At 71.3% G+C, this 13,899-nt stretch carries 12 protein-coding genes and 1 tRNA gene; 4 read left to right on the forward strand and 9 right to left on the reverse strand.

Going from position 1 to position 13,899, the window contains the following annotated elements; genetic code table 11:
* Window positions 1–27: 27 nt before the first annotated feature.
* Window positions 28–1,683: a dynamin family protein gene (locus tag ACL06G_RS10300; protein ID WP_412785983.1), complete on the reverse strand. Its 1,656-nt coding sequence runs from the start codon at window positions 1,681–1,683 to the stop codon at window positions 28–30.
* Window positions 1,684–2,012: 329 nt separating this feature from the next.
* Between ACL06G_RS10300 and ACL06G_RS10305 the strand changes: the two genes are divergently transcribed.
* A tRNA-Arg gene (locus ACL06G_RS10305) sits at window positions 2,013–2,085 on the forward strand.
* 332 nt (window positions 2,086–2,417) lie between these two features.
* Here ACL06G_RS10305 and ACL06G_RS10310 read toward each other — a convergent pair.
* A complete protein-coding gene (locus tag ACL06G_RS10310; RefSeq protein WP_412785856.1) occupies window positions 2,418–2,639 on the reverse strand; it encodes a hypothetical protein in 222 nt (73 codons plus the stop codon).
* A gap of 328 nt (window positions 2,640–2,967) precedes the next feature.
* Here ACL06G_RS10310 and ACL06G_RS10315 point away from each other — a divergent pair, with 328 nt between their 5' ends.
* Both ACL06G_RS10315 and ACL06G_RS10320 read left to right on the forward strand, forming a co-directional pair.
* Entirely contained in the window at window positions 2,968–3,771 is an 804-nt protein-coding gene (locus tag ACL06G_RS10315) for a tryptophan 2,3-dioxygenase family protein (protein ID WP_412785855.1), read from the forward strand.
* Window positions 3,764–5,311, forward strand: coding sequence for a tryptophan halogenase family protein (locus ACL06G_RS10320; RefSeq protein WP_412785854.1), 1,548 nt, complete (start codon window positions 3,764–3,766; stop codon window positions 5,309–5,311). Before ACL06G_RS10315 ends, ACL06G_RS10320 begins: the two co-directional genes overlap by 8 nt.
* A 55-nt stretch (window positions 5,312–5,366) precedes the next feature.
* Here ACL06G_RS10320 and ACL06G_RS10325 read toward each other — a convergent pair whose 3' ends face one another.
* Together ACL06G_RS10325 and ACL06G_RS10330 are read right to left on the reverse strand one after the other, a co-directional pair.
* Window positions 5,367–5,909, reverse strand: a complete 543-nt coding sequence (locus ACL06G_RS10325) for a flavin reductase family protein (protein WP_412785853.1) — start codon at window positions 5,907–5,909, stop codon at window positions 5,367–5,369.
* A 173-nt stretch (window positions 5,910–6,082) separates the two neighbouring features.
* A complete protein-coding gene (locus ACL06G_RS10330; RefSeq protein ID WP_412785852.1) occupies window positions 6,083–6,787 on the reverse strand; it encodes a LuxR C-terminal-related transcriptional regulator in 705 nt (234 codons plus the stop codon).
* 666 nt (window positions 6,788–7,453) lie between these two features.
* Between ACL06G_RS10330 and alr the strand changes: the two genes are divergently transcribed.
* Window positions 7,454–8,578 carry an alanine racemase gene (alr, locus tag ACL06G_RS10335; protein ID WP_412785982.1) on the forward strand — a complete coding sequence of 375 codons (1,125 nt, stop codon included), beginning with the start codon at window positions 7,454–7,456 and terminating at the stop codon, window positions 8,576–8,578.
* A 37-nt stretch (window positions 8,579–8,615) separates the two neighbouring features.
* Here alr and ACL06G_RS10340 read toward each other — a convergent pair whose 3' ends face one another.
* From ACL06G_RS10340 to ACL06G_RS10360, 5 genes are read right to left on the reverse strand one after another with little or no spacing between them, the layout of a single operon-like run.
* Window positions 8,616–10,106: an MFS transporter gene (locus tag ACL06G_RS10340; protein WP_412785851.1), complete on the reverse strand. Its 1,491-nt coding sequence runs from the start codon at window positions 10,104–10,106 to the stop codon at window positions 8,616–8,618.
* Window positions 10,082–10,690: a class I SAM-dependent methyltransferase gene (locus tag ACL06G_RS10345; protein WP_412785850.1), complete on the reverse strand. Its 609-nt coding sequence runs from the start codon at window positions 10,688–10,690 to the stop codon at window positions 10,082–10,084. The genes ACL06G_RS10340 and ACL06G_RS10345 overlap by 25 nt, the downstream gene beginning before the upstream one ends.
* Window positions 10,690–11,457: a thioesterase II family protein gene (locus tag ACL06G_RS10350; RefSeq protein ID WP_412785849.1), complete on the reverse strand. Its 768-nt coding sequence runs from the start codon at window positions 11,455–11,457 to the stop codon at window positions 10,690–10,692. The genes ACL06G_RS10345 and ACL06G_RS10350 overlap by 1 nt, the downstream gene beginning before the upstream one ends.
* Window positions 11,454–12,689, reverse strand: coding sequence for an acyl-CoA dehydrogenase family protein (locus tag ACL06G_RS10355; RefSeq protein WP_412785848.1), 1,236 nt, complete (start codon window positions 12,687–12,689; stop codon window positions 11,454–11,456). The genes ACL06G_RS10350 and ACL06G_RS10355 overlap by 4 nt, the downstream gene beginning before the upstream one ends.
* On the reverse strand, window positions 12,686–13,894 hold the full coding sequence (locus ACL06G_RS10360) for an FAD-dependent oxidoreductase (RefSeq protein WP_412785847.1): 1,209 nt from the start codon (window positions 13,892–13,894) through the stop codon (window positions 12,686–12,688). Before ACL06G_RS10360 ends, ACL06G_RS10355 begins: the two co-directional genes overlap by 4 nt.
* Window positions 13,895–13,899: the final 5 nt, after the last annotated feature.

The raw sequence follows: 13,899 nt of genomic DNA on the forward strand, positions 1-13,899 counted from the left end.
CGTCACCTCTCCTTCGCTGAGCGGCGGCTACGGCTGCGGCCGCGCCGCCTCGGTCCTGCGCAGTACGGAGAACGCGGCAACCAGCTCCACCTGGCTGTCCGGGGCGGCGCCGAGGTCGTCCAGCGGCGCCAGCCACTGCTCGCGTTCGCCGTTCAGTACGCGCTCCACGCACGTGCCGAGAATCCGTCCGCCCCGCTCCCGCAGACGCTCGGCGGCCTCCGGGCCGAGCGAGGCCCGCAGAGACCCGGCCGCACCGTCCTCGGCCTCGGGGCCGCCGAGCAGGCAGACGGCCAGCCGCGCAGCCGTCTCCTCGGGGTCGGCGGCACTCCGTTCCGCGGCGCGGAGCTCCTCGTCCGCCAGCTCCTCCACGCACCGGCGCCAGCGCCGGACCAGGAGACCGATACGCCCCCGGCGCTCCTCCGTCAGCGCGACGGGGCTCCCGGTCGTGTCGACGGGAGCCCCGGGCTCGGCGCGCCACGCCGCCGCGATGCGCTCGCCCGCCGCGGAAACGGCGCCCACGAGGAGTGCCGTGAGGCCCTCGGTGAAGGCGTCGAGCACCTCGTCGCCCGCGCTGTCCAGGGGAAACCCGGCCCAGCGGGCCGCCGCGTCGCCCGCGAGCAGCCCGCCTGCGGTCGTGAGCCGGGAGACCTGGGAGGCGGCGTCGTCGAAGGCGTCGTCGACCTGCCGCGTCAGGCGCACCGTGGCCGCGTGCTGGGCCGCGGCGGCCCCGGCGAGGGCACCCACCCGCGACCGGAGGGAGGCCAGCGCCCCCGACGCCGTGCGCGACGCGGCCGCCGCACGCGTTGCCGGATCGTTCGCGCACCGGCCCAGCCACTCCCGCAGGCCCGCCACCGCGGTCATGGGCAGCAGTCCGGAGCCGCCCGCGGACTCCGGCAGTTCCGGCACGGTGAAGCGCGGCACCCGAGCCAGCCCCTCGCGCGCCAGCATGGCCGCGTACTCCTCGGAGACCTGGTCGGCGATCTGGTGCGGCACCCGGTCCAGGACGGCGGCGAGCACCACGTCGTACTCCTTCGCGGCACGCAGCAGGTGCCAGGGCACCGCATCGCCGTAGCGGGCCGCGGTGGTCACCAGCACCCAGACATCGGCGGCGCAGAGCAGTCGGGCCGCAAGGTCGCGGTTGCGCACCACGAGTGAATCGACGTCAGGCGCGTCCAGGAGTGCGAGGCCGCGGGGGATGCCGGGCTCGGTCTCGACGCGCACGGCGAGTCCGGAGGTCTCCGGGACGGCCTCCGCACCGAAGGGTCCGTGGGGGTCGTCGTCGGAGCCTCCCACGGTATGGGCGTCCTCCTGACGGGGCATCCACAACCGTTCCAGGCCGGGAAGCACCCGCTCCCCCGCGAACCAGTGCTCGTCCTCGGGGTGGCAGACCAGGACCGGGGTGCGGGTGGTGGGCCGCAGCACGCCGGCCTCGCTGACCCGCCGCCCCACCAACGAGTTGACCAGGGTCGACTTGCCCGCGCCGGTGGATCCGCCGACCACGGCGAGCAGCGGCGCCTCCGGCACGCGCAGCCGCGGAAGCAGGTAGTCGTCGAGCTGGGCCAGCAGTTCGGTACGCGAGCGCCGGGCCCGCTCCACTCCCGGCAGGGCCAGGGGAAGGCGCACGGCGGCGACGCGGTCGCGCAGCACGGTGAGCGCGTCGAGCAGTTCGGACTGTGCCTCCAAGATCGCCACAGCAGAAGAATGCCCAATTTTGCAGGCTTTTTGAAGCGTTTCGGGTGTCTCATCACCGAAAATCACTCGGGATCCCTTGGTGGGCCCCCTTGCCGGGGCCGCGGGTCGGGCACCACCGCATCCAGCCATAACGACTGCGCAACACCCACCTTGCGAGTCGCCGAAATTGCTGCACGGATCGCCGTAGCCTGCGAGTATCGAGACCGCTTCACCGAACCTTTACAACCCGTCGCGGACGTGAAGCAGCAGGACGCGCCTGCCCCTATCCTTGGCCGGAGCACGGCCTCGGGGGTGGGACCGCCCACCCGCGACCCCACAAGGCCCCCGTAGCTCAGCGGATAGAGCAGGCGCCTTCTAAGCGCTTGGCCGCAGGTTCGAGTCCTGCCGGGGGCGCACGGTGATGTCCCCGGACATCGGAAGCCCTCGAACCTGCGGGTTCGGGGGCATCGTCGCGCGCGTGGGGGCTGGGCCGGCACTCACGGAGCGGATCGCCGCCCCGGTCACGGCTGTGGCGCGAGCGTGGCCGGGACGATGGTGCCGGAGCCGGCGCCCAGCCCCTCCTCCGCGAACTCCTGGCGGAGACCGAGGCTCCATGCCGCGGCGCGTCCTCACCGGGGTCGCGCTCTCCTTGCTGGGTGACGGCATGGCGGTGGTGGCGGTGAGCTGGCTGGCCATCGAGCCGGCGCCTCACAGAAGTCGGCCCTCTGCGGAACAGCATCGGCTCCTCACGTCGCCCCGAGGTCCCAAACCGACATGATGAGCACATGGCCGACGAACCTCTCCAGATCCCGCTCGACCAGCTCCGGCACGCCTTCGACCTGGCGCTGCGACACATCGGAGCGCCAGTCGGCAGCGCAGTAGCACTCGAACGCGAGGACTTCTGGTCCATACCCGGTGACGAGCTCGATGCCGTCCTCGGCGAACCGAGAACGATCATGATCGGACAACTCACCGATTCGTGGCAGCACCTAACAGGACCTGCTCGCCGATCCGGACCGGGCTGTGGGCCACCACTTGGTCTGGCTTGCCGATGTTCTCCGCGCGATCGGGTAGGACGCCGCCCGGTAAAGCCCCCGGGCCGTACACCGTGATGGGGAACCGCGAAGCCGCCCGCCCGGAGTACCGAGCGCTCGGCGACAGGTCGGAAGCGCATGTTGACGGTGCCCGAACGGGTACCCCGGAGGGCGGTCGTTCCGTCACCTCTTCCGGGTCTGTCGCCGGGCCACCGCGACCAGCAGGGTGGTGAGCCCTGTCCGCACGGGAGGGAACCACGGCATGGTGACGGTCGCCGGGAGGCATCCCGAACCTCTCGCTGCCCGCGAGCTGACCTACGCGAGCTACCTGCGGCTTCCGGAGCTGCTGGACCTTCAGCAGCCGAGAAGCGGCAACCCGGACGAGTTGCACTTCGTCGTCGTTCACCAGGCCATGGAGCTCTGGTTCCGGCTGCTGGTCTCGGACCAGCGGCGGCTGGTGATGCTGCTGGACGCCGACCGGTTCGTGGAGGGCTGCGGTGTGCTGCGGCGCGGCAACCACGTGGTCGAGGCGCTCCTGGCCCAGATGCGCACGCTGCGCGCCCTGCCGCCGGAGAGTTTTCAGGACTTCCGCGAGAGCCTCGGCACGGCCAGCGGCTTCCAGTCCGCCCAGTTCCGGGAACTGGAAGTCCTCTGCGGCCTCCGGGACGAGACGTATCTGACCGACCTTCGCACGGTGTGCGGCGGAACGCTGCCCGAGGCGGTGACCCGCACGCTCGGGGAACGGAGTGTCGCCCGGGCGCATCAGGAGGCGGCGCTCCGGAGCGGCCTCGCACGATGGGCGGATCTTCGCACCCGCCGATGGGCCGCCTCGCCCCTGTATGCGCTGAGCGAGCTGCTGCTGGACTTCGACGACCTGTGGTTGCGCTGGCGGACGGAACACGTGTCGCTGGTGCGCCGGATGATCGGGGGCTTCACCCCCGGTACCGGGGGCACGTCGATCGACTACCTCGAGCGCACTCTGCGCCACCGGTTCTTCCCCTACCTGTGGGAGTGGCAGAGCTCCCGCACGACCGGCTTCCAGGAAGGAGATCAACCGTATGGTTGACAACGTGGTGATCGTGGGCGGCGGTACGGCCGGCTGGATGACGGCCTCGTATCTGCGCGCGACGTTCGGCGACCGGCTCTCGGTCACCCTGGTGGAGTCGGCCAACGTCCCGACCGTGGGCGTCGGGGAGGCCACCTTCAGCACCGTGCGGCATTTCTTCGACTACCTGGGTCTCGCCGAGCGGGACTGGATGCCGGCCTGCAACGCCTCGTACAAGCTGGCCATCCGTTTCGAGGACTGGGGCAGGCCGGGCGAGCACTTCTACCACCCCTTCGAACGCCTGCGCACCGCACAGAACTTCACGCTCGCCGACTGGTGGGTCAAACTCGGCGACAGCACGCGCCGGTTCGACGAGGCGTGCTACGTCCTGCCGGCGCTGTGCGAGGCCAAGCGCTCGCCGAAGCGGCTGGACGGCGGGCTGTTCGAGTCCTCGCTGCACGACGGCGGCGACCGGCTCCGGTACACCACCATGGCGGACCAGGACACCCAGTTCCCCTACGCCTACCACTTCGACGCCGCCATGCTGGCCGAGTACCTCGCCGGCTGGTCGACCCGGCGCGGGGTGCGGCGGGTGCTGGACGACGTGGTGGACGTGGGCCGCGACGAGCAGGGCCTGCTGACCGGAGTCACCACGCGGGAGAACGGGGTGATCGACGGCGACCTGTTCATCGACTGCACCGGGTTCCGCGGCCTGCTGATCAACAAGACCCTCGGGGAACCGTTCGAGTCCTTCCAGGACGTGCTGCCCAACGACCGCGCCGTGGCGCTGCGCGTGCCGTACCACGGCGACCGGGAGATGCCGCCGTACACCACCGCGTCGGCGCGCGGTGCGGGATGGATCTGGACGATTCCGCTGTACGAGCGGATCGGCACCGGTTACGTCTACTCCTCGCAGTTCTGCGAACCGGAGGAGGCGGAGGCCGAGCTGCGGCGGTTCGTCGGGCCGGCCGCCGAGGGTGCGGAGGCCAACCACGTACGGATGCGCATCGGACGCAACCGCCGTTCGTGGGTGGGCAACTGCGTGGCCATCGGACTGTCGAGCGGCTTCGTGGAGCCACTGGAGTCGACGGGCATCTTCTTCATCCAGTACGGCATCGAACAACTGGTCCGGTACTTCCCGGCGCAGGCCCGTGACGAGGGCCTGGCCGAGGGATACAACCGGGCCGTGGCACGGTGCATGGACGGTGTGAAGGAGTTCCTGGTGCTGCACTACAAGGCAGCCACCCGGGAGGACACGCCGTACTGGAAGGCCGCGAAGGACCGGGCGGTGCCGGAAGGGATGGCCGAACGGCGACGGCTGTGGGAGTCGCGGCTGCCGTCAGACGACAGCATCTATCCGCACTACCACGGCTTCGAGCCCTACTCGTACAACGTGATGCTGCTCGGCATGGGCAGGCGGCCGGCTCGTTCCCATCCCGCGCTGGATCTGTTGGACGAGGCTGACGCGCAGCGCGAGTTCGCCGCGGTGCGGGAGCAGTCGGCGCGTCTGGTGGCCGAGATGCCGAGCCAGCGGGACTACCTGGCGCAGTTCCACGGGTGAGTGTTCCGGGGGCCGGTGGGGGATGGTGCAGGCGGGGACGGAGCGGCCGGCGGGGTCAGAGCGCGGTGACCCCGCCGGCATCCGTCCACCGGCCGTAGCTGCGCCGCCCGTACATCAACGGGTCGGCTGCCTCCGGCAGTTCCAGGACGTTCCGCACCTCGCCCACGACGATGGTGTGGTCGGCCGCCGGTACCGACCGGGCCACCCGGCATTCCGCCACCGTGTGGGCGTGCCCGGTCAGCGCCGGAATCCCGTGCAGCGGCGAGGGTTCCCAGCCGATCCGCGAGAAGCGGTCCGGAACGGGGCCGGCGAACAGTTCGGCGGCGGTACGGCCCCGTGCGTGCAGGAGGTTCACGGCGAACAGGCCCCCCGCGGCGAGTGCCCCGAGGGTGCCGCTGCGTTCGTCCAGGCACACCAGCAGGGTCGGCGGCGTCACGCTGACACTGCAGAGCGAGGTGCAGGTCATGCCGTGCGGGTCGCCCGACTCGTCGACGGCGGTGATCACGGCGACTCCGCTGGGGAAGGCGCTCATCATGGTGCGGAACCGGTCGGTCGTCCGTGCCGGAGAGGCGAGGCGGCCGGGGACGGCAGGGGTCATGGTCGGTCAGCCTTTCGCAGCTCGTCGCGTGCGGGCAGCGGTACTGCGGACCCTAGGAGCGCACCGCGGTCGCAGCGACCGCCGAACTCGGTACGAGATCGGGCAGCCCGGCGGAGGTGGCCGATCGGGTATCACCACGCCCGCACTCACCTTCCGCCGAGGCCTGCCGGGTCTCAGTGGCGGGGCGCCGGGATCAGTCCCTCCTCGACCGCGACCACGGCCGCGACCGTCCGGTTCGGGCAGTTCAACTTGGCGAGGACATTCGAGACGTGGCGCTTGGCTCCGTGCTCGGAGATGCCCAGCCGCCGGGCGATCTGCTTATTGCTCATACCCTCGACCAGCAACGAGAGAGCGGCTTCCTCGCGCGGAGTCAGCTGCGGCCCGGTGTCGGCCCTGCCACCTGTCTTCATCTCGGTCAGGAGCTCCTGCACCAGGAGCGGGGGAACCGCTATCTCGCCGCGGGCGACGGTGTTCAGTGCCTGCATCAGACCGGTGGCGTCGAGGCCGGGCTCGAGCAGGAACCCCTGGGCGGAGAGCCGGCTGGCTCGGCGCACCCGCTCGCGGTCGAGCGAGGACAGCAGCAGCAGTGTCTTGACATCCGCCCGCTCCGCGGCCGTCAGCAGATCCTTGAGGGTGGATGCATCGAGGGAGGAAGACACCAGCATTGCGTCGGGCCGCCGGTCGATCAGAGCGGTACGGGCCCTCGTCGCACTGTCGGTGACATGGACTCCGGACACACCCGGAAGAGACCGCAGCAGAGTCTTCAATCCACTGCGGAAGATCTCGTCCCGATGAAAGATCATGACTTCCAGCCGACCGAGAGCACTGTCTCCGACCAGTTCGGGAGCATCGGAACGGTGGATCGCCTCGTGGTTCACCAGCCACTCTCCTCGTGTGTATGCGACTCATTGGGGGGGTGCCGTCCGAGTCCGGCGATGGGGCCTGCCGGACCGCCACTCGGGGGCGAGGCGTGAGCCACCCTCCTGGCGCGCGCCCAACTGCGGACGCTACAACTCCGTTTGGCAGGCGGGAAGAAGACCAGGAAGTGCAAAATGAAGCGCTTCCATGTTTGAGATCGAGATGCGGTGAAGCAGCACCACACACCCCTCCGAAACCGCACGTCGAGAACAGGAACTCGCATTTCTACTCGTCAGGTTCACGCCAAACACATATCCGGAGACACATACACGGTCGCTGCGCCCTACAGCTAAATTCGTTTGCATTTCAACCACGGTTTCCCGCGCGGGAAATGCGGCGACCCACCGCACCCTCCGGCCCGACTCCTTTGCTTTGCCGGCGACATCGAAGAGGGGGTTTCATCGGCGTGACGATGCGGCAGAGACGATGTCCTCCTGACGGAACCAGGCTCCGCCCCTGCCGGAACACGCCGGTTTTGCGACATCCAGCCATGGCCGAAAATCGCCCTTCGTCGATGCGCCGTTCGGAGTGGACTGTCGGGGTACCCGATCGGGGTACCCGACCGGGCCGCACCATCGGGCACGACGCGTGCGGCTGCTCCCGCATCGCCACCTGCTCGTACCGTGCTGAATGTGAGAAATGCACACGCCGCCGAGGCGACCGTCGATCTCGGAGCCGTACGCCACAACGTGGGGCTGCTGCGGGAGGCCGCACGCGGCGCGGAGGTGATGGCGGTCGTCAAGGCCGACGGGTACGGGCACGGGGAAGTGCCCGTGGCGCGGGCCGCACTCGCTGCCGGAGCCCGCTGGTTGGGCACCGCCACCCTGGCCGAGGCGCTGCGGCTGCGCGATGCCGGAATCGACGCACCCGTCCTGTGCTGGCTGCACACTCCCGGAGCTCCGTGGGAGTCGGCCGCGGCGGCGGGGATCGACGTGTCGGCGAGCGAGCCATGGGCCGTCGGGGAGATCGCCGAGGGCGCCGCCCGGGCAGGAGTTCCCGCCCGCGTACACCTGAAAGTGGACACCGGCCTGGGACGGGGCGGCGCCGCGGCGTCGCAGTGGCTGCACCTTGTGGAGGACACGCTGAAGGCCCAGGCGGACGGCCTGATCGAACTGGTCGGCGTGTGGTCGCACCTCGGCTCCGACGACGACCCCCGGCAGCCACGGACCCGCCGGCAGCTCGATGCGTTCCGGGAGGCGCTGGAGGTCGCCGAACGGGCAGGGGCACGCCCCCAGATGCGTCATCTGGCCAACTCCGCGGCCACACTCACCCTTCCCGATGCGCACTTCGACCTGGTGCGTCCCGGCATCGCCGTGTACGGACTCTGGCCGGACCGGCCGCTCGCGCCGCACGACCTGCGCCCCGCGATGACTCTGGCGGCCCGACTGGCGCAGGTGAAACCGGCCGCGGCCGGACAGGGCGTCTCCTACGGCCACGTCTACACCACCACGTGCGCCACGCACCTGGGGTTGGTCCCGCTGGGCTACGCCGACGGCGTTCCGCGGCAGGCCGGCGGCGTGGCGCCCGTGCTGGCAGCCGGACGACGGCGCACGATCGCCGGACGCGTGTGCATGGACCAGTTCATGCTCGACCTCGGCACCGCGGAGGCCGCGGCGGGGGACGAGGTCGTGCTGTTCGGCCCCGGCGATGCCGGGGAGCCCACCGCCGCGCAGTGGGCCCGGCCACTGGGAACCCTCACCAACGAGCTGGTGACCGGCATCGGGGCGCGCGTCCCCCGAACGTACCGGTGAGCCGCGCGCCACCGGTGGCGCGCGGCTCACCGGTACGTCAGTCCTGCCGATTCGTCCGGATCAGCAGCGCGGCCACCACCGCTGCGAGGAGGTAGCAGGTCCCCGCCGCCAGCAGCCCGCTCTCCAGCGCCGCCGCAAGTCCGTCCGGTGCCGCACCGGCGGACGGATCCTCTCCCCCGTTGCCGCCGGAACCGGCCCGGCCCAGCACCGCCCCGGTGAGGAACAGACCCAGCGACGCCACTCCGAGCAGGGCCCCGACCTGCTGGGACGCCGCACCCATCGACGCCGCCTGGCCGGAGGCGTCCGACGGTGCGCTGCCCACCAGCGCCGCGTTGTTCGGGGACATCACCATGCCGATACCCAGTCCCATGAGCACCAGCAGCGGCCACCACAGCACGTACCGTTCACCGACCGCGAGGGCTCCCAGGGAGATCAGGCTGATCCCCGCGGTGGCCGTGCCCACCAGGACGAGTGGCCGGGGGCCGAACCGCGCGGAGACGCGTCCGGCCACCGCCGCGGCGACGACGATCGCGGCCATGGTGGGCAGCAGCCGTAGGCCGGCAACCGACGCGTCGGCCCCGCCCAGGACCTGGAGCATCAGACTGAGCAGCAGGAACCCGGCGTTGAGTCCGCAGGCCACGAGGAAAGTGACCGCGGTGGCTCCGGAGAAGGTACGGATCCGGAAGAGGTCCAGCCGCAGCATGGGATGCGCGGTGCGGCGCTCGAAGACCAGCAGCGCACCCGCAGAGGCGACGGCGACGGCGAGAGCAGCGACCACGGGCATGCTGTGCCAGCCCGAGCGGGGCCCCTCCACCAGTCCGTAGGTCAGCGGCGCGAGTGAGGCGAAGGCGAGCAGCTGCCCCACCGGGTCCAGCGGACGCGGCGTCCGCACGGCCGTCGCGGCGGGCAGGCGCCGTCCGGCGGCGAGGGCCACCAGGCCGATCGGCAGGTTCAGCAGGAACACGCTCTGCCAGCCGAAGAGCTCGGCCAGGGCTCCCCCGGCGACCGGCCCGAGGAGCAGCGCCAGCCCGGAGACGGCGGACCAGGTGCCGAAGGCACGGGCCCGCTCGCGTTCGCCGGGAAAGACCTGCGCGAGGATCGCGAGGGTCTGCGGCGTGACGGCAGCCGCACCGACGCCCTGGACGGCCCGTCCCGCGATGAGCGTGGCCACCGATCCGGAGAGCGCGCACAGCAGCGAGCCCGCGAGGAAGACGGCCATGCCTCCCAGGAAGACCCGGCGCCGGCCGAAGCGGTCGCCCAGCGTTCCACCGGTGAGCAGCAGCGCCGCGTACAGCAGGATGTAGCCGTCCACGATCCACTGCAGGCCCTCGACACCGGCGTTCAGGTCGCGCTGCACGGTGGGCAGCGCCAGGCTGATGACGGTGGAGTCGAGCAGGGCGAGGAAGAGGGCGGAGCAGACGACGAGCAGGGTGAGCCGTTTCTCGCCGGGCCCGGCCGAGGGGACCGTCGTCCGCTCGGCCGGGCCCGCCGGTGTCCGGGCCGTCACTTCTTCGTCATCACGAAACACGCGGTGTGCTCCGGGGAGTCGAGGTGTTCGATCGTGAAGTCGGCGCCGAACAGATCCTGTTCCTCACCGGGTTCGAGCATGCTGTGCATCTTGGACACGCCGGCGAACCGGAAGCGGGGCACGTCCTCCTTGCGGGCGTAGAAGCACCACAGCACGAAGACGGCGCCGGAGCGCGAGTAGCGGTGGATGAGGTCGGCCATGCCGCGGCGGGGGTCGCCCGTCATGTCGTCCAGGGCTCCGAAGTCGAGGACCACGTCGAACGTGCCCTCGACACCGGGAATGGGGTGGGAGCTGATGTCGCCGTGCACGAAGTGGCACTGGTCCTCCACCCCCTTGTGCCGGGCGAGTGCGCGGGCGCGGTCCAGCGCGACGGAGGAATAGTCGACCCCGACCACCTCGAAGCCGTTCTCCGCGAGGTGAACGGATTCCGAACCGGTGCCGCAGCCGAGGTCGAGGACCCTGCGGCGGCCCTCCTCGGGCTTGATCCGGCCGGAATCCAGCAACTCGGTCAGGTGGGGACGTACTCCGGTGTCCCAGGGGGCGACGCCGAGCCGGTAGAGGGTGTTGTACAGCCAGGGGCGCATCAGGCCTTCCTTTCGCGGCGCTCTCCGGCGTCCGCTTCGGCGGTGTCGAGCGCGTCGAGGACCGCGTCGATCAACAGGGACTGTTCGGTGTGGAGGAAGAAGTGGTCGCCGGGCAGCAGGCGGAGCCGGAACGGGCCGGTGGAGCGGTGCTGCCAGGCGCGCAGGGTGTGCGGAGGCGCTTCCGGGTCGTCGAGGCCGCCGAAAACGGTGAGCGGACAGTTCAGCCGGAGCCACGGAGAACCCAGCCGGTAGGTGTTGACCGCGGTGAAGTCGGCGCGCAGCACCGGGATCAGCAGTTCCATCAGGTCGTCGTTGTCGATGACCTCCTTGGGTGTGCCCGCCAGTTCGTGGAGACGGAGCCGGAACTCGTCGTCCGGCAGCAGGTGGTCGCGGTCGGGTTCGGTGGGCAGGTCGGGGGCTTCGAAGGCGGAGACCAGCAGGTGGGCCGCCGGCCGCCGGTGGGCGTGTTCCAGACGCCGGGCGAGTTCGAAGGCGAGCAGTCCGCCCAGGCTGTGTCCGAACAGGGCATAGGGTCCGTCGATCGCGCCGAGCGCGGTGTGCACCAGGTCGTCGACCAGGGCGTCCACGGTGGAGCAGGGCGTTTCGACCATCCGGCTGCCGCGGCCCGGCAGTTCCAGCGGCCACAGCTCCACGTGCTCCGGGAGCAGGCGCGCCCAGTCGTGGTAGATGCGAGCCGCGGAACCGCCGGCGTAGGGGAGGCAGAACAGCCGCAGCGGGCGTATGTGCGGGGCGGAGGGCCGTGTCACGGTGCGGCCTCCGTCCTCGCCGCGCCGCCCCTGAGGTCCTGGTCCGTGGCCGCGGCGTCTCCCGAGTGTTCGGCGACGCCGCGGAGCAGCAGGGCGGAGAGGGTCCGGAACTGCATGTTGGAGGTTCCCTCGTAGATGGTGCCGACCTTCGCGTCGCGGTAGAGCTTCTCCACTCCTCCGTGGACGGCGAAGCCGTTGCCGCCGAGCACTTCGACGGCGAGGGAGGCGGTGCGCTCGGCGCACTGGGAGGCCAGGTACTTGGCGGTCGAGGTGGCCCGCGTCAGTTCGGCGTGCTCCGCGCCGTGCTGTGCGAGCCGCGTCGCGTTGTACAGCTGCACGCGGGCGGCGTCGAGCGCCGCGCCCGCCTCCGCCAGCGGGAAGCGGACTCCCTGGTAGGCGCCGATCGGACGGCCGAACTGCTCGCGCTCCTGTGCGTAGGCGACGGCTGCGGACAGCGCGCCGTCGGCGAGGCCGACCAGTTGGGCGGCGATGCCGAGCTTGCCGATGTCCAGCGTGCTCACGGCGACGACGTCGCCCTGCCCGGGCCGGCCGAGGACGGAACGGGCGGAGACCCGCACGGCCTCGAGGTGCACCTCGCAGGTGGAGGTGGCCCGGATGCCCATCTTCGGGGTGCGTTCGCCGACCGTGAGCCCCTCCGCCGAGCGGTCGACGAGGAAGGCGGTGACCCCTCGGTCCGGTACGCGTGCGAGCAGCAGGAACAGTCCGGCCTCGGCGGCGTTGGTGATCCAGCGTTTGGTGCCGTCGAGGACGTAGCCCTGCCCGTCGGGTGTGGCGGTGGTGGCCAGGGCAAGGGCGTCGCTGCCGGAGTGCTCCTCGGAGAGCGCGAAGGCCCCGACGGTGCCACCGGCCAGCACGGGCAGGTGGCCGCGCTTCTGGTCCCCGGTCCCGTGGCTCAGGAGCGCCTGGGTCACCAGGGCGTTCTGCACGTCGACGAGGACGGCCGTGGCCGGATCGGCCTTCGCGAGTTCCTCGATCGCCAGGACGACGTGGAACAGCCCGCCGCCGCGGCCGCCGTACGACTCCGGCACCTGCACGCCGAGCAGGCCGGCCGCGGCAAGTTCGGTGAGCAGTTCGTCCGGGAAGCGGGCCTCGGCATCCATGGCGGCGGCGCGAGGGGCCACCGCCTTCTCGGCGAAACGGGCGACTTCCGCCCGCCAGGCGTCCTCGTCCGGGGTGAGCCAGGACAGGGGACGGGGCACCTCGGCGGTCATCCGTGCGCCTCCTCCACCGGCAGCGGCGGGCGTTGGAGTTCCCGCCACAGGGCGCGCTGCTTGAACGCGATCACGACCGGTGCGACCAGCTTGTTGACCAGCCACTTGACCAGGCGGTTCTCGATCTGGGGCAGCTTCACCATGCGCATGACCTGCTCGCGCACCCAACGGACACGGGCGATGCGCCGGTCCTCGTAGGCACGGAGCGCGGCGACCGGATCCTCGTGCGAGGCGAGCACGTCGGCGAGCACCACTCCGTCCTCGATGGCCTGGCAGGCTCCCTGCCCGAGGTCGGTGGGCATGGCGTGCGCGGCGTCGCCGAGCAGGGTGACCCGGCCCTCGCCCCAGTGCTCGCGCCAGTCGTGGTAGAAGATGTCCGTCCGGATCACGGCCTCGGGAGGCGTCGCGGCCACCAGACGGCTGGGGAGTCCGGGCAGCGGGGCGGCGAGCTCCGTGGCACGCCGGTGCAGGGTGCCGGCCTCGTCCCGGCCTCCGGGCGGGGTGGCGCAGCTCAGCGTCCACGCGGCCCGGTCGCGGCCGACGTGCCAGGCTCCGCCGCCGACCTTGGTCCCGGCGTGGTGGAACATGTAGACGAGTCCGGGTTCCAGCCCCTCCGAGGACGGACTGATGCCGCGGTAGGTGGAACGACCGGTGTACAGGGGTTCCGGCAGTCCGCCGTTCAGCTGCGTCAGGATCGCCGAGCGGATGCCGTCGGCGCCGACGAGCACGCTGCCCCGGACGGTTTCGCCGTCCTCGAGCTTCAGCGTCACCCCGTCCGCACCGTCCTCGTAGCCGACGCAGCGCCGCCCCAGGTGCAGCGGCACACCGGCTTCCTCGCAGGCGCCCATCAGCAGGTCGGCGAGGTCGCCGCGGCTGATGCTGACCGAGGGGACGCTGCCGGGCCAGGTGTGGCGGGCCGTGCGCATCGTGTAGATGACGCGCTCGTGCTCGTTGACGCTGTTGCCGCCGCGCACCTCCTCGCCCGCGGCGAGGAGGGCGTCGGTCAGTCCGAGGCTGCCGAGCGCGGTGGTGGCGTTGCTCCAGATGGTCAGGCCGCTGCCGGCCATGACGATCTCCTTGCCCTCGCGCCGCTCGTAGACGGCGACCGGCAAGCCGCGCCGGGCGAGCGCGAGGGCTGCGGTGAGGCCCCCGATGCCTGCCCCGGCGATCAGGACCGGGCGGTCGGTGCTGGGTGGTGTGGGCACGTCTC

This window comes from Streptomyces callyspongiae (assembly GCF_047200695.1).
In the GTDB taxonomy this organism is placed as follows: Bacteria; Actinomycetota; Actinomycetes; order Streptomycetales; family Streptomycetaceae; genus Streptomyces.

What these genes read in the sequence shown, in the direction of transcription:
- ACL06G_RS10315 (WP_412785855.1), top strand. Translation starts at nt 2,968, where the DNA reads ATGGTGACGGTCGCCGGGAGGCATCCCGAACCTCTCGCTGCCCGCGAG.
- ACL06G_RS10355 (WP_412785848.1), bottom strand. Translation starts at nt 12,689, where the DNA reads ATGACCGCCGAGGTGCCCCGTCCCCTGTCCTGGCTCACCCCGGACGAG.
- ACL06G_RS10325 (WP_412785853.1), bottom strand. Translation starts at nt 5,909, where the DNA reads ATGACCCCTGCCGTCCCCGGCCGCCTCGCCTCTCCGGCACGGACGACC.
- ACL06G_RS10345 (WP_412785850.1), bottom strand. Translation starts at nt 10,690, where the DNA reads ATGCGCCCCTGGCTGTACAACACCCTCTACCGGCTCGGCGTCGCCCCC.
- ACL06G_RS10320 (WP_412785854.1), top strand. Translation starts at nt 3,764, where the DNA reads ATGGTTGACAACGTGGTGATCGTGGGCGGCGGTACGGCCGGCTGGATG.